General features: G+C 68.5%; 15 protein-coding genes. 3 read left to right on the plus strand and 12 right to left on the minus strand.

Translation table 11 applies throughout. The features are described from left to right. Window position 1: 1 nt before the first annotated feature. Window positions 2-1,186: a cytochrome D1 domain-containing protein gene (locus QQK25_RS13390; RefSeq protein WP_284188355.1), complete on the minus strand. Its 1,185-nt coding sequence runs from the start codon at window positions 1,184-1,186 to the stop codon at window positions 2-4. 4 nt (window positions 1,187-1,190) lie between these two features. Then, complete coding sequence (locus QQK25_RS13395; RefSeq protein ID WP_284188356.1) at window positions 1,191-1,541, minus strand: c-type cytochrome; 351 nt, start codon at window positions 1,539-1,541, stop codon at window positions 1,191-1,193. A 138-nt stretch (window positions 1,542-1,679) separates the two neighbouring features. On the opposite strand from QQK25_RS13395, the gene QQK25_RS13400 reads away from it, so the two are divergent. Further along, window positions 1,680-2,273 carry an IMPACT family protein gene (locus tag QQK25_RS13400; RefSeq protein WP_284188357.1) on the plus strand — a complete coding sequence of 198 codons (594 nt, stop codon included), beginning with the start codon at window positions 1,680-1,682 and terminating at the stop codon, window positions 2,271-2,273. 50 nt (window positions 2,274-2,323) lie between these two features. Here the strand turns inward: QQK25_RS13400 and QQK25_RS13405 are convergent, their stop codons facing one another. Next, window positions 2,324-2,638: a c-type cytochrome gene (locus QQK25_RS13405; RefSeq protein WP_153162908.1), complete on the minus strand. Its 315-nt coding sequence runs from the start codon at window positions 2,636-2,638 to the stop codon at window positions 2,324-2,326. A gap of 64 nt (window positions 2,639-2,702) precedes the next feature. Beyond that, window positions 2,703-4,418 carry a cytochrome D1 domain-containing protein gene (locus tag QQK25_RS13410; protein ID WP_438696438.1) on the minus strand — a complete coding sequence of 572 codons (1,716 nt, stop codon included), beginning with the start codon at window positions 4,416-4,418 and terminating at the stop codon, window positions 2,703-2,705. Between the two features lie 281 nt (window positions 4,419-4,699). On the opposite strand from QQK25_RS13410, the gene cobA reads away from it, so the two are divergent. Next, window positions 4,700-5,467, plus strand: coding sequence for a uroporphyrinogen-III C-methyltransferase (cobA, locus tag QQK25_RS13415; RefSeq protein WP_284188383.1), 768 nt, complete (start codon window positions 4,700-4,702; stop codon window positions 5,465-5,467). Between the two features lie 332 nt (window positions 5,468-5,799). Here cobA and QQK25_RS13420 read toward each other — a convergent pair whose 3' ends face one another. After that, complete coding sequence (locus QQK25_RS13420; RefSeq protein ID WP_284188359.1) at window positions 5,800-6,090, minus strand: putative quinol monooxygenase; 291 nt, start codon at window positions 6,088-6,090, stop codon at window positions 5,800-5,802. A gap of 125 nt (window positions 6,091-6,215) precedes the next feature. Between QQK25_RS13420 and QQK25_RS13425 the strand changes: the two genes are divergently transcribed. Further along, window positions 6,216-7,037 carry an alpha/beta hydrolase gene (locus QQK25_RS13425; protein ID WP_284188360.1) on the plus strand — a complete coding sequence of 274 codons (822 nt, stop codon included), beginning with the start codon at window positions 6,216-6,218 and terminating at the stop codon, window positions 7,035-7,037. Here the strand turns inward: QQK25_RS13425 and QQK25_RS13430 are convergent. The 7 genes from QQK25_RS13430 to polA all read right to left on the minus strand — a co-directional run bounded on the left by QQK25_RS13430 (window position 7,013) and on the right by polA (window position 14,702). Next, window positions 7,013-7,375: a cupin domain-containing protein gene (locus tag QQK25_RS13430; protein WP_284188361.1), complete on the minus strand. Its 363-nt coding sequence runs from the start codon at window positions 7,373-7,375 to the stop codon at window positions 7,013-7,015. The genes QQK25_RS13425 and QQK25_RS13430 overlap by 25 nt on opposite strands. 285 nt (window positions 7,376-7,660) lie before the next feature. Continuing rightward, complete coding sequence (locus QQK25_RS13435) at window positions 7,661-8,224, minus strand: hypothetical protein (RefSeq protein ID WP_284188362.1); 564 nt, start codon at window positions 8,222-8,224, stop codon at window positions 7,661-7,663. Window positions 8,225-8,336: 112 nt separating this feature from the next. Further along, the gene (murB, locus tag QQK25_RS13440; protein ID WP_284188363.1) at window positions 8,337-9,371 is read right to left on the minus strand and encodes a UDP-N-acetylmuramate dehydrogenase; all 1,035 of its coding nucleotides are present in this window, start codon (window positions 9,369-9,371) and stop codon (window positions 8,337-8,339) included. Continuing rightward, window positions 9,368-10,213, minus strand: coding sequence for an NADPH-dependent 7-cyano-7-deazaguanine reductase QueF (gene queF, locus QQK25_RS13445; protein ID WP_284188364.1), 846 nt, complete (start codon window positions 10,211-10,213; stop codon window positions 9,368-9,370). The genes murB and queF overlap by 4 nt, the downstream gene beginning before the upstream one ends. An 8-nt stretch (window positions 10,214-10,221) precedes the next feature. Next, window positions 10,222-11,415, minus strand: a complete 1,194-nt coding sequence (locus tag QQK25_RS13450; RefSeq protein ID WP_284188365.1) for a lytic murein transglycosylase — start codon at window positions 11,413-11,415, stop codon at window positions 10,222-10,224. Further along, a complete protein-coding gene (locus QQK25_RS13455; protein WP_284188366.1) occupies window positions 11,415-11,927 on the minus strand; it encodes a DUF2242 domain-containing protein in 513 nt (170 codons plus the stop codon). The genes QQK25_RS13450 and QQK25_RS13455 overlap by 1 nt, the downstream gene beginning before the upstream one ends. Window positions 11,928-11,975: 48 nt before the next feature. Next, window positions 11,976-14,702, minus strand: a complete 2,727-nt coding sequence (gene polA / locus QQK25_RS13460) for a DNA polymerase I (RefSeq protein ID WP_284188367.1) — start codon at window positions 14,700-14,702, stop codon at window positions 11,976-11,978. Window positions 14,703-14,715 lie beyond the last annotated feature (13 nt).

Here is a 14,715-nt window from a genome sequence, read left to right on the forward strand (position 1 = left end):
CTCAGAATCCGATCCGCTGGGCGCGGGAGGTGAAGAAGATGCCGGAGGGCGCGTCGACGGCAAGCTCGCGGCGGATCGCGAAGCTGGCGGTGTCCATCACCGTGACCCGGTGGCTGTCCCGGGCGGACAGCCACACCTCGTCGCCGCGGGGCGTGAATTCCAGGTGCAGCACGGCCTTGCCGGGGCTGAAGGTGTGGACCACGCGTTTTTCGACGGTGTCGATGACCTGCACCCACTCGTTGTCGGGGAAGGCGAAGTTGACCCACACCTGGCGCCCGTCCGGCCGGGCCATCACGAACACCGGCTGGCCCTTGACGGCCACGCGGCCGGTCTCCTTCCAGCTGGCGGCGTCGGCGACGAGCACCTCGTGGCGGCCGATGGCGGGCAGCCAGGCCTGCCCGGCGGCCAGCGACCAGCCGCGCAGGTGCGGCATCTTGAAGACGGGCAGCTTCTCCTCGCCACGGCCGTAGCCGGAGAGGATCTTCCGCGCGCCGGCTTCGGGCTTCCACAGGTCAAGGAGCGAGATGCCGTCCTCGCCAAACAGCCCGGCCAGGAAGTAGCGCCCGTCGGGCGTCACGAGGCCGTCGTAGGGCTGGTGGCCGGCGGGGTAGCGGGTGGTGACCGGGTGCTTCGGATCGGAGAAGTCGGTGACGCGGATCTCGTCGGCGTCGAAGAGGGCGTACACGAAGCGCTGGCCGGGGATGTCGGCGAGGCCCACCACGCGGGAGAACTTGCCCGGGGCGTATTCGGCCGGCACGTCGGCGACGAGCTCCAGCGTATCGGCGTCGAAGGCCTTGATGCCGCCGGGCTCGTAGTTCTGGGCGACCACCAGCCGGCCGTCCTGGGACACCGAGCCGCCGATGGAATTGCCGGCCTGGATCACCCGCCGGTCGATGCGCCGGGCGAGCAGGTCGACCTTGGTGAGCCCGCCGTCGCGGCCGAACACGTAGGCGTAGCGTGCGTCCCGGGAGAAGGCCACGTGGGCGTGGGAGAGGTCGCCGAGGCCCTCGACGGTGCCGAGGATGCTGTCGTGGCTGTGCTCGACCACCTTCACGCGGCCGGCGGCGCGTTCGATGACGACGCCCAGGTCGCCGGTGCCGCGCACGGCGTCGGCGGGCAGGCTGCTGCAGCCGGCAAGGGCCAGGCTGGCGAGGAGGGCGGCGGTGAGTTGCTTGAGGGCGCGCATGGGGTCAGTCCAGGAGCGGGAAGCCTTGCTTGAGGCGGGCGACGATCCAGCCGGCTTCGGCTTCGGTCACGAAGCGCTGCCAGCCGGGCATGGCGGTGCCGGGGCGGCCGTGGAGGATGGTGGCGACGAGGGAGTCGTCCGGCCATTCGGCCAGTCGCGCCGGGGTGAGGGCCGGGCCGAGGCCGCCGGCGAGGCGCATGCCGTGGCACGAGCCGCAGTCCTGGCGCACCAGGTGCACCAGCGCCTGCTGGCGGGCCGGGTCGGGCTGGGGTGGCTCGGCGGACTGGGCGGTCGTCACCGCCAGGGCGGTGAGGCCCAGCAGCACGGCCACGTGGATCAGCAGCGGACGGTCCATCGGACACTCCTTCAGATAACGCCGTCACAGTAGGTCGACCGGCCAGCAGGGTCATTGATGGGCATCAAGTGGGCCGGCGCGGGTGGCCGGGGCGAATTTCGTTATCCTTGGGTGCCCGCCTCACCGCCCTTCCGGCCCATGTCCCAGACCCTTGCCGCGCCTGCCCACAGCGAAATCCTCATCAAGAAAAGCCGCTTCATCGGCTGCGTCGAACCCATGGCCGACCGGGCTGCGGCCCAGCGCCGGGTGGCAGCGCTGCGCGCTGCGCATCCGGGTGCAGCCCACGTGTGCTGGGCGCTGCTGGCGGGTGGTCAATCGGCGGCGGTGGATGACGGCGAACCCGGCGGCACGGCGGGCCGGCCGATGCTCGACGTGCTGCGCCACCAGGATCTGGACGGCGTGCTGGCGACGGTGGTGCGCTACTACGGCGGGGTGAAGCTTGGGGCGGGCGGGCTGGTGCGGGCCTATACCGACGCGGTGGCCCAGGCCCTGCTGGGGGCCACCAAGGTGGCAATCGTGCGCCAGCGGACGCTTGCCTGCGCCGTGCCCTACGCGCTGGAAGGGCTGCTGCGCCGGGAGCTGGAGCTGGCCGGCGCCGAGGTGGCGGACGTGACCCACGCCGATGAGGTGGTCTTCCGCTTCAAGCTGCCGGAAAGCGCCGCCGATGGGCTGGTGGCGCGGTTGGGCGAGGCTGCCCACGGGCGCTTGAGGTGGATCGCGGAGGAGGGCTGAAAAGAAAAAGGCGGAGCCCTCGCTCCGCCTTTCGTCCTGCCGGGCGCAGGTCAGCCCTTGAGGATCCAGCCCACGACGTCCTTCAGGTCGCCGTCGCTGATCTTTTCCGCGGGGTTGGGCGGCATGGGGATCGGGCCCCACACGCCGGCGCCGCCCTTGCGGACCTTGTCGGACAGCTTGGCCACGGCGTCGCCCTGACCCTTGTACTTGGCGGCGATGTCCTTGAAGGCCGGGCCGACGAGCTTCTTGTCCATGGCATGGCAGGCCATGCAGCCGGCTTTCTGGGCGGCGGCGGCCGGATCGGCCAGCGCGCTGCCGCTGGCGAGGGTGCCGAGCAGGGCGGCGAGAATCAGCGAGTATTTCATTGCATCCTCCTTCTGAGCGAAAAGCCGCCGGCAGGGCAACCCGGCCGGCGGCGGTCGGCGACGATCAGTAGATGTCGTGCTGGGTGTTATACACGTTGAAGTGGCCGGTCGGGGTGATCAGGCGCGGATCCTTGATGACCGTCTTGAGCTGCAGGGTCTTGTCATCCACGACCACGATGGCCGATTCCTTGTTCTTGGCGCTCCACACCGAGAACCACACTTCGTCGCCCGCCTTGTTGTACTCGGGCTGCACCACGCGCTTGGCGCCGTCGTCCTTCAGGCCGGCCCATTCGCCGATGGGCAGGGTCTTGTAGCCGGCGGCCAGGTTGTTGATGTCAAACACGGCGACCGACTGGGACAGCTTCGGATCCGGGTTGAGCGGGGTGTCGGAGTACAGGTGGGTGGACTTCGGGTGGCTCTTGATGAACAGCGCACCGCCGCCGGGGCCCTTGATGGATTCGACCATCTTCCAGGCGTACTGCTTGTGCTTGACCGGATCGGTACCGATCAGGGCGATGGATTCGTCACCCAGGTGGCCGGTTGCCCAGACGGGGCCGTACTTCGGATGGATGAAGTTGGCGCCGCGGCCCGGGTGCGGGATCTTGCCCACGTCGATCAGGCCGGCCAGCTTGCCGTCCTTCACGTCGATGGCGCCAATCTTGTTGGACTGGTTGGCGGCGACCATGAAGTAGCGCTTGGAGCTGTCGAAACCGCCGTCATGCAGGAACTTGGCGACCGGGATTTCCTTGGTGGCGATCACGTTGAGGTCGGTGTAGTCGACCATCAGCGTCTTGCCGGTTTCCTTCACGTTCACCACGAACTCGGGCTTGAAGTGCGAGGCCACGATGGAGGCCACGCGCGGTTCGGGGTGGTATTCCTGCTCGCCGACGGTCATGCCGCGGGTGGCCATGATCTTCAGCGGTTCGAGGGTGTCGCCCTTCATGATCACGTACTGGGGCGGCCAGTAGGAGCCGGCGATGGCCAGCTTGTCTTCGTAGCCCTTGTACTTGGAGGTGTCGACGGAACGGGCCTCGAGACCGACGCGGATCTCGGCGACGTTGTCGGGTTTCTCCATCCACAGGTCGATCATGTTGATCTTGGCGTCGCGGCCGATCACGAACAGGTAGCGGCCAGAGGCGGACAGGCGGGAGATGTGCACCGCGTAGCCCGTCTTGACCACGTTGATGATCTTCTTGGTGTCGCCGTCGATCAGCGCCACTTCACCCGTGTCGCGCAGGGTGGTGGAGAAGATGTTGGCGATGTTGTAGTTGTTCATCTTCTTCGTCGGGCGCTGCTCCGGCGGAACGATGACCTTCCAGGTGGACTTCATGTCCTTCATGCCGAACTCGGGCGGCTGCGGCGGCGTCTGCTGGATGTAGCGGGCCATCAGGTCCACTTCATCGTCGGTCAGCTCACCGGAAGTGCCCCAGTTGGGCATGCCGGCGGGCGAGCCGTACTTGATGAAGACCTTCAGGTAGTCGGTGCCGGCGGCGAGGGTCTTGTCGGTGGTCAGCGGCTTGCCGGTGGCGCCCTTGCGCAGCACGCCGTGACAGCCCGCACAACGCTCGAAGTAGATCTGGCGGGCCTTGTCGAACTCGGCCTTGCTCATCGGCGGGGCCTTCGGATTGATATCCTGGTACATCTCGACATTGGCCAGCGGCGAGCCGGCCGACTGGTACTTGGCCTCGGGGGCGTTGGTGGTGGTCTTGGCCTCTTCGGCGAAAGCCTGCGACATGGCCAGCGGCAGCAGGGCCGCCGCGATTGCTCCGGTTTTCCACATTCTCATCGTGCATCTCCCTTGAAATGAGCTCAACGAGCGGACAGTCCCGCTTCCCATTCAGGTTGCGCCAGGGGGCTATACCCCTTCCTTGATAGCGGTCAAGTTCGAAGACGCGAGTGGACTGATAGATTCCGGTCGTCATGATTCCCGGGAGTTTCGCCATGCCGCCGCCCGTCACCGCCAGTCTGGAAATGCCAGCCGCCGGCGCATTGCGCGCCTTCCTCCACCAGGTGCTGGGTGGGCCCGCTGGTTTTGCGCCGGATGCCGCGCGGCCGCTCGCCATGCCGGCCGGCGGATCGGGCCGGGTGGCCCTCGTCGGGGCCGGTCCGGGCGATCCGGAGCTGCTGACGCTGCGCGCCGCGCGCCTGATCGCCAGCGCCGATACGCTGGTGGTCGATCATCTGGTGGGCGACGGCATCCTCGATCTGGCCCGGCCCGGGGCCGAGCGCATCTACGTGGGCAAGGAGGCCGGCCACCACACCCTGCCCCAGGAAGACATCAACCGCCTGCTGGTGCGCCTCGCCCGGGAGGGCAAGCAGGTGGTGCGGCTGAAGGGCGGCGATCCCTTCATCTTCGGGCGTGGCGGCGAGGAACTGGAAGAACTGCTGGATGCGGGCGTGCCCTTCGAGGTGGTGCCGGGCATCACCGCCGCCTGCGGGGCTGGCGCGTATGCGGGGATTCCCCTGACCCACCGGGATCACGCCCAGTCGGTGGTGTTCGCCACCGGCCACCGCCGGGCCGGCGAATCGGCGCTGGATTGGGTGGCGCTCGCCCGGCCCAAGCAGACGGCAGTGATCTACATGGGCGTGGGCATGCTGGCGGCCCACTGCGCAGCCTTGATCGAGCACGGCCGCGGCGCCGACACGCCCGCCGCACTAGTGGAAAACGGCACCCGCGCCAACCAGCGGGTGGTCACCGGCACCTTGACGACCCTGCCCGACGTGGCCGCCGCCGCCGGCATCCGCCCGCCGGCGCTGCTGATCGTGGGCGAAGTGGTGGCCCTGGCGGACAAGCTGGCGTGGTTCAACCGGGCCCAGGCGACGGTCTGAGCGGCTTTCCTTGAGCCCCTGTAGGTCGGACTTCAGTCCGACATTGCGGGTTGATCAGGCAGGGTTTGTCGGACTGAAGTCCGACCTACACGGCGTGGCCGGCGCTGAGGGCGCGACGCCGCCGCTCGACGCCCCGATCGCAATCCATCCACCCACCCCCAGGCAAGCGTGCCCCCTGTAGGTCGGACTTCAGTCCGACATTGCGGGTTGGTCAGGCAGGGTTTGTCGGACTGAAGTCCGACCTACACGAGGCGGGCGCTGGTGCAGGTGTGGCTGCCAGAGCTGGCAGTCCGACCCCCAGGCGTGGCAGTCGGACGTGCGGGGCTGAAGCCTCAGGCGGCGGCGGTGAGGAAGCGCACATCCACCGGGCAGGCCACCAGCGGGGCGGAATCCATCAGCACGGCTTTCAGGTGCGGCGTTTGCATGTGGGCGTCGATGGCGGCCTGGCTGGCCCATTCCTCGACGAAGGTGAAGTCGGTGGCGTCGGCGGTGTTGTTCAGCAGCTCGTAGCGGATGCAGCCTTCTTCCTTGCGGGTCGGCGCCAGCATGCCCAGCAGCAGCGTGCGCAGGGCGTCGATGGTGTCGGGCTTGGCGGTGAAGCGGGCGATGATGTGGATGCTCATGGTGTTCTCCTGAAGGGTTATGGTTTTGGGCCGGCTATTCTAGCCCGGGCGTCCGCGTTGTCATCCGGCGCGGCGGCATGACGTGACAGAATGCGGCTGTTATCCGCATCGCTCGAAAGCTCCCCATGTCCGTTCATTCCCTCGCCGTCCATCACCATCCGTCCGCCCGCCCCAATGGCCGGCCGCCGCTGCTGTTCGTCCACGGCGCCTACACCAACGCCCAATGCTGGCAGCTGCACTTCGTGCCCTTCTTCAATGAACGCGGGTTCGACTGCTACGCGCTGGATCTGTCGGGCCACGGCGAGAGCAGCGGGCACGACCGCATTGACGACTTCGGCCTCGACGACTACGCCGACGATGTGGCCCGGGCGGTGGCGGGGCTGCCGGCGCTGCCGGTGCTGATCGGCCATTCGATGGGCACCCAGGTGGTGGAGCGCTACCTCACCAGCGGCGGAGAGGCGGCGGGCGTCGTGCTGATGGCGCCGGTGCCGCCTTCGGGCACGGGCGGTTCGGCCAGCCGGCTGGCGCTGACCCGGCCGGATTTCTTCGAGGAGCTGCCCAACGCGGTGTCGGGCCGGCCGACGGAGGCGACCTTCCAGGTGATGACCGATATCTATTTTTCGCCGGAGATGCCCCACCAGGAGCTGGTGGCGTTTCTGCCGATGATGGAGCGCGAATCGGACCGGGCGGTGGCCGAGATGGTGGCGCTGCCCTTCCTGCGCACCGGGCGCCGGCCGGCGATACCGGCGCTGGTGATGGGCGGCGGGGTGGATGCGGTTTTTCCGCCGTCGATGCTGTTCTTCACCACCCTGGCGTGGCGGGCAAAGTCGGTCACGGTGCCGGGCTGCGGCCACATGCTGATGCTGGACCGCCCCTGGCCGCAGGCGGCGGAGGCGCTGGCGGGCTGGCTGGAAACGACGTTTCAGACCCGGTCGAGCATCACGTAACGCTTCTCGACGCGCTCGATCACCTCGAAGGTGCCGATGAAACCGGCGGGGATGATGCCCGCCTCGCCGGGCCCGAACTCCCGGGCGTTACCGGCGGTATCCACGATGCGCAGCCGCCCGCTCACCACCTGGAAGAACTCGTGGCGCCCCGGATGGAAGGCGATCCGCCACGCGCCGGGCTCGCAGGCCCAGTCGCCGATCGACAGCGCGCCATCCTCGGCGGCGTAGCGCTCGGCGGTGAGGCGCAGCGGCGGCGAACCAATCGCCCGGCCAAGGGCGGGGCGATCTTCGACAGGTTCGGGGGCGGGATCGGAAAAATGAATGACAGACGGCGGCATGACGAAGCGGAATCCGGTGGGCAGAATCGGAAAGCCGCGGAGTTTACGCCTTTGCCGCCGACATGGCGCAGCGGGTGGATTCGCTTACAAAAAAGAGGGGCGATCCGGCCCCAAACCGACATCCTGTAGGTCGGACTTCAGTCCGACAAACGCCGCACGATTGACGAGTGGTGTCGGACTGACGTCCGACCTACAGGCTCGCGCCAAGCAAGACAGTGGTCGAGAAGCCGTCGCGAGCACTGGAGTCGCAGGATCGTGATGCGCAGCAGGCTTATCGGCTGCTCTCTAGAAGAGTTCGACGTCGTCGCCTTTGTCCTTCATCTCGGCCTTGTAGTGCTCCAGGGCTTCCTTCACCGGCATGCCCTGCATCACCGCGTTGAACATCTCGAGCTCTTCGCGGGTGGAATACTTGGCGCGGATCTTCTCCTGCAGCGCGACCCACTCGAAGGGGTTGTAGAGCTTGCGCTGGTCGGTGACCAGGCCGCCGAGGGCTTCCAGGCTGTGGGACACGTGGGCGAGGCGCTGGGAGAGCTTGTCGTAGAACTGGAAGGCGATGATCGAGCGCTGGACGCGGCCGGCGACTTCGCTGGCGTGGCCGATCAGGGTGGACTTGAGATCGGCGGTGGCAGGGGTGTCGGGCAGGGATTCGAGGGCCTGGCCCATCATCCGCATGTAGCCGGCCATCGAGGTGAAGGAGTCGGTGAGCACCTCCACCGAGCTGTTGCCTTCCTTCAGCGCCGAATCGATCTGGCCGACGGCCAGTTCGAGCATCAGCACGGTTTCGCGGACTTGGCTCCAGTCGAGATCGGGGGTGAGGGCGCTGCTGCCGCGCCGTTCTTCAGCTGCCATGAGAGGGCTCCGTACATCGTGGTCGATGTGCGGTTTTCGGCATGGTTCCGAAAAGCTTTAGGGCGCCCATGCCGGCGTCGTGGCACCGGCGTGACGGATGCCGTGCGCGGGTTCAGCCGCCGACGAAGACCGGCTCCGGTTCCAGCTCGACGCCGAAGCGGGCGCGCACGTCGGCACGCACCGCGTCGCTCGTGGCGCGCACGTCGCTGCCCCGGGCGCCGCCGTGGTTGACCAGCACCAGCGCCTGATTGGCGTAGCAGCCCACCGGGCCGAGGCGCTTGCCCTTCCAGCCGGCCTGTTCGATCAGCCAGCCGGCGGCGAGCTTCTGGCTGCCGTCGGGCTGCGGGTAGTGGGGCAGGGTCGGGAAATCGGCGGCGAGGCGGGCGTAGGCCTCGGCCGGGACCACCGGGTTCTTGAAGAAGCTGCCGGCGTTGCCGATCTCGGCCGGGTCGGGCAGCTTGCGGCGGCGGATGGCAATGATGGCATCCGACACCTGCAGCGGCGTGGGCTGGGCGATGCCGAGGGCGTCGAGCTCGCGGGCCACGTCGGCGTAGTTGGTGCGCGGCTGCCACTGCTTGGGCAGGCGGAAGGTGACGGCGGCGATCAGGTAACGTCCGGCGCCGGCCTGCTTGAAGAAGCTGTCCCGGTAGCCGAAGTGGCAGTCGCGCTTGTCGAAGCCGACCGTCTTGCCGGTTTCGAGGTCGTAGGCGCGCAGGCTGTAGAAGTGCTCGGCCATCTCGATGCCGTAGGCGCCGATGTTCTGCACCGGCGCGGCGCCGACGGTGCCGGGGATCAGCGAGAGGTTCTCGAGCCCGGGCCAGCCCATCTCCAGTGTCCAGCGTACGAAGTCGTGCCAGTTCTCGCCGCCGCCGGCGCGGATGTAGAAGGCGTCGGCGTCTTCCTGCACGCGGCTCTTGCCGTGGAAGGCGACCTTCAGCACCAGGCCGGGAAAGTCTCCGGCGAGCACCAGGTTGGAACCACCGCCCAGCACGAAGCGCGGCAGGCCGGCGACGCGCGGGTCGTCGATCACCGCGCGAAGCTGGTCGGCCGAATCGACGGCGGCAAACCACGCGGCGCGCGCCGCCAGGCGCAGGGTGTTGAGGGCGTCGAGGGCGACGTCCTGCTGGAGCAGGTCGGGGGTGGTCATTGGCGGATTTCGGCGAAGTCGGGCGGCGGCGGCAGATCGGGCGTGCGCCGGGCCGGGTTGATGTCGAGCCCGCCGCGGCGGGTGTAGCGCGCCCACACCGACAGGCTGGCGGGCCGGCACTGGCGCATCACGTCCATGAAGATGCGCTCGACGCATTGCTCGTGGAATTCGTTGTGCTGGCGGAAGGACACGATGTAGCGCAGCAGGCCCTCGCGGTCGATGGGCGCGCCGCGGTAGCGCAGCACCACCATCGCCCAGTCCGGCTGGCCGGTGACGAGGCAGTTGGACTTGAGGAGGTGCGAATACAGTGTCTCGCTCACTTCCGGCTGGCTGGCGTCGGCGCGGAGCAGGCCCGGCGCGGGCGAATACTGGTCGATGGCGATGTCGAGCTCGTCCAGCAGCACGCCCTTGGGGTAGCCCATCGGGCGCTGGGGGCGCGTGGACAGCGGCTCGACCTTCACCGTAACCGGCGCGCCGGCGGCGGCCGACAGATCGGCGGTGAGGCGCGCGGCGAGCTCATCGACGCTTGCGAGCTTCGTCTGATTGAACGAGTTGAGATACAGCTTGAACGACTTGGATTCGACCAGATTGGGCGAATCGGCCGGCACGCGGAACTGCGCCAGCGCCACCATCGGCTTGCCCTTGGGGCCGAGCCACGAGACTTCGTAGGCGTTCCACAGGTCTTCGCCGACAAAGGGCAGGCTGCCTGCGGCCACGCCGATCTCGTCGCGCTTGCCCTGGCGGGCGATGGGGAACAGCAGCTCGGGCGCGTAGTGCTCGGCGTAGGCGACGGGCTTGCCCAGGGGCGAGGCGTCGGGGTGGGCGGGAATGTGGTCGGTCATGGTGCGGATCAGGGCTTGCGCAGGGCGGCGAGGAGCTTCTGGCCGGCGCGGCCGTCGACCGTGTGGCCGAGGCGCTGCTGTTCGCTGCGGATCGCGGCGCGGCTGGCGTCGCCGAGCATGCCATCGACGGTGCCTATGGCATAACCCTTTGCTATCAGCAGGGTTTGTAGCTCCCGGCGCTCGGCGCGGGAGAGGCCCGGGTCGTCGGTGGGCCACGGGGTGGCGAAGGCGCCGCCGCCCTTGAGGCGGTCGGCCAGGTGGGCGATGGCCAGCGCGTAGCTCTCGGCGGCGTTGTAGCCGAAGATCACGTCGAAGTTGCGGAACACGATGAAGGCCGGGCCCTTGGGGCCGGCGGGCAGCAGCAGGCCGGCGGAATCCGGACCGCTGAGCGGGCTGCCGTCGATGCGCGTGATGCCGCGCGCGGCCCAGCTGGAAAGCGCCTGCTTGTTCTTGCGGCCGGCGCCGCTGGTGTCGAAGCCGGCGGGCAGGCGCACCTCGTAGCCCCAGGGCTCGCCTTCGCGCCAGCCGGCCTTGCGCAGGAAGTTGGCGGTGGAGGCCAGCGCGTCGGGGATGCTGCCGACCAGATCGCGGCGGCCGTCGCCGTCGTAATCCACCGCCAGGCGCAGGAAGGTGGAGGGCATGAACTGGGTGTGGCCGAAGGCGCCGGCCCACGAGCCGACGAGTTGCTCGGCCTTCACGTCGCCGGAATCCACGATCTTCAGGGCGTCGAAGAACTCGCCGCGGAAGTAGGCCTGTCGGCGGCCGTAGCACGACAGGGTGGACAGGGAGGTGAGCAGCGGCCGGGCGCCGAAGTTGCGGCCGAAGTTGCTCTCCACGCCCCACACGGCGACCACCGTGGCCGGATCGACCTTGTAGCGCGCCGACACGTTGGCGAGCACTTCGGCCCATTGTTTCTGCATCGCGCGGCCGTCGGCGACGCGCTCGTCGTCCACCAGGCCGGAGAGGTAATCCCAGATCGGGGTGCGGAACTCGGGCTGGTAGTCGAGGAAGTCGAGCACCTTCAAGTCTGGCGCCAGATTGGCGGTGAGGCGGTCGTAGCTCGGGCCTGCGATGCCGCGGGCGGCGGCGTCGGCCTTGAGGCCGGCGACGCAGGGGGCGAAGCGGGCCGGATCGGGGGCGTCGGCGGCGTGGGCGGTGGCAAGGCCGAAGACGGCAGCGAGGGCGGCGAAGGTGGATTTCATCAGCGTATGAAGGATTGCATCAGGGCGAAGAAGCGCCCGTAGAACTCGGCGTCGGTGACGGTTTCCTCGCCCACCTTGACCAGGGTTTCGTTGTTGCCGCCGAAGGGCAGCGACAGGGAGCCGATGCCGGTGACGCTGAGGCCGGTGCTGGCCGAGCCGGCCTTGAGCTCCTCGCGCAGCTGGCGGACGTTGGCGAACACGGCGGAGCCGTCGCCTTCGGCGAGGCACGACAGGCTGAAGGTGAGCTGGACCTGGGTTTCGCGGTTGGGCTGGAAGAACTTGCGGGCGCGCACCTGATCGGGCTTGCTCTCGTCGATCAGGTAGCCCTGGCTCAGCAGCGCCCGCCGGCCGGCTTCGCAGGCGGCGGCGGGGCCGATCTCGAAGGACTGCTCGAAGGGCGAATCGGGCGTGAAGTGCTCGAGCTTGTAGCTGTCGTCCTTCTTCTTCGACGAGAAGACGCTGCACGCCGACAGGGCGAAGATCAGCAGCAGCAGGGTGATGCGGTGGTACATCCAGAGGCTTTCAAGAATTGCGGGGGCGGCCGGCGCCCGGGCGCCCGCTCAGTGCGCTTCGTCCCAGTTGCTGCCGACGCCCACTTCGGCAACCAGCGGCACGGAAAGTTGCGCCACGCCGGCCATGAGCTTCGGCAGCTGGTCGCGGATCAGGGCGACCTCGTCGTCGGGCACTTCGAGCACCAGTTCGTCGTGGACCTGCAGGATGAGCTTGCTCTTCACGCCGGACTCGCGCAGCCAGGCGGAGGTGGCGATCATCGCCTTCTTGATGAGGTCGGCGGCGGTGCCCTGCATGGGCGCGTTGATCGCGGCGCGCTCGGCGGCCTGGCGGCGTCCGACCTGCTGGGCGCGGATCTCCGGCAGGTGCAGGCGACGGCCGAAGACCGTCTCCACATAGCCGTTGGCCTTGGCCTCGGCGCGGGTGCGGTCCATGTAGGCGGCGACGCCGGGGTAGCGGGCGAAGTAGCGGTCGATGTAGTTGGCGGCGGCGACGCGCTCGATGCCGAGGTTCTTGGCGAGGCCGTGGGCGCTCATGCCGTAGATCAGTCCGAAGTTGATCACCTTGGCGTAGCGGCGCTGCTCGCTGGTCACTTCCAGCGGGGTGACGCCGAAGATCTCGCCGGCGGTGGCGCGGTGCACGTCCTCGCCGTGGGCGAAGGCGTCCAGCAGTCCCTTGTCGCCGGAGAGGTGCGCCATGATGCGCAGCTCGATCTGGGAGTAATCCGCCGAGATGATCTTGTGGCCGGCCGGGGCGATGAAGGCGGCGCGGATGCGGCGGCCTTCCGGCGTGCGGATCGGGATGTTCTGCAGGTTGGGCTCGGTGCTGGCGAGGCGTCCGGTCACGGCCACGGCCTGGCTGAAGCTGGTGTGCACGCGGCCGGTGCGGCGATTCACCATCAGCGGCAGCTTGTCGGTGTAGGTGTTCTTGAGCTTGGCGAGGCTGCGGTGCTCGAGCAGCAGCTTGGGCAGCGGGTAGTCTTCGGCGAGCTGGGAGAGCACGTCTTCGTCGGTGGACGGCTGGCCGGTGGCGGTCTTCTTGACCACCGGCAGGCCCAGCTTGGTGAACAGGATCTCGCCGAGCTGCTTGGGTGAGCCCAGGTTGAAGGGCTGGCCGGCGAGCTCGTGGGCCTGGAGTTCCAGCTCGTGCAGGCGGCGGCCGAGCTCCTCGGAGTGCTGGGCGAGCAGGAAGTCGTCGATCAGCACGCCGTTGCGTTCCATCTCGAACAGCACGCGGGCGGTGGGCAGCTCCACGTCGCGGTACAGCGCGGCGAGGGCCGGCTCGGCGGCGAGCTGGGCGGACAGCGCGTGGTGCAGGCGCAGGGTGATGTCGGCGTCTTCGGCGGCGTATTCGGTGGCGCGGGCGAGCTCCACTTCGCCAAAGCCGATCTGCTTGGCGCCCTTGCCGCATACCTCGGCGTAGGTCAGCGTCTTGATGCCCAGGTGGCGGCTGGCCAGCGAATCCATGTCGTGGGACTTGTCGCTTTCCAGCACGTAGGACTCGAGCAGCGTGTCTTCCGCGATGCCGGCAAGCAGGATGCCGTGGTTGGCGAGGATGTGGGCGTCGTACTTGAGGTTCTGGCCGAGCTTGTGGTGGGCGTCGGATTCGAGCCAGGGCTTGAGCTTTTCCAGCACCTCAGAAATCGGCAGCTGGGCCGGGGCGTCAGCGTAGCCGTGGGCGAGCGGCAGGTAGGCGGCCTCGCCCTCGACGGTGGCGAAGGACATGCCGACAAGCGTCGCGACCATCGGGTCGAGGCCTGTGGTCTCGGTGTCGAAGGCGGTGAGCTCGGCGGCGGAAATTTTGGTCAGCCAGGCGTCGAAGGCGTCCCAGTCGAGGAGCGTCTCGTAGGCGCTGCGGTGGGCGCCGGGCTCTGCGGCGGGCGTGGCGGTGTCGCCGGCACTGGCGGCGGCCGGCGCAGTGGCGCGCTGGGCGCCGTCTTCGAGCTCCTTCAGCCAGCCCTTGAACTCCATGCGCCGGTAGATGGCGGCGAGCGCCGCCTTGTCGTCTTCCCGGGCGGGCAGGTCGGCCGGGCCAACGGCCAGCGGCAGATCGGTGACGACGGTGACGAGCTTGCGCCCGAGCGGCAGGAAATCCAGGTGCTTGCGCAGGTTTTCGCCGACCTTGCCGCCCACCTTGTCGGCGTTGGCGATCAGGTTGTCGAGGGTGCCGTATTCGGTGAGCCACTTGACGGCCGTTTTAGGGCCGCACTTCTCGACGCCGGGCACGTTATCGACGGTGTCGCCCACCAGCGCCAGATAGTCGATGATGCGCTCGGGCGGCACACCGAACTTGGCGGTCACGCCGTCCGAATCCAGCACTTCCTCGCTCATCGTGTTGACCCAGCGCACGCCGGGCTGGACGAGCTGGGTGAGATCCTTGTCGCCGGTGGAGATGACGACCTCCCAGCCGGCCTCGACGGCCTGGCGGGTGAGGGTGCCGATCACGTCGTCGGCCTCGACGCCTTCCTCGACGAGCAGCGGCCAGCCCTCGGCCTTCACGGCTTCGTGGAGCGGCTCGATCTGCGCCCGCAGGTCGTCGGGCATCGGCGGGCGGTGGGATTTGTAGTCGGGAAACCAGTCGTCGCGGAAGGTCTTGCCCTTGGCGTCGAAGATGCAGGCCCGATACTCTGCCTTGTAGTCGGATTCGAGCCGACGTAGCATGGACAGCACGCCGCGCACGGCACCGGTCGGTTCGCCTGCCGAATTGCGCAGGTCGGGCAGGGCATGGAAAGCGCGGTACAGATAGCTGGAACCGTCTACGAGCAACAGGGTAGGCATGGGCACGTGGGCT

It is taken from the genome of Zoogloea oryzae (genome assembly GCF_030161255.1).
Lineage (GTDB): Bacteria > Pseudomonadota > Gammaproteobacteria > Burkholderiales > Rhodocyclaceae > Zoogloea > Zoogloea oryzae.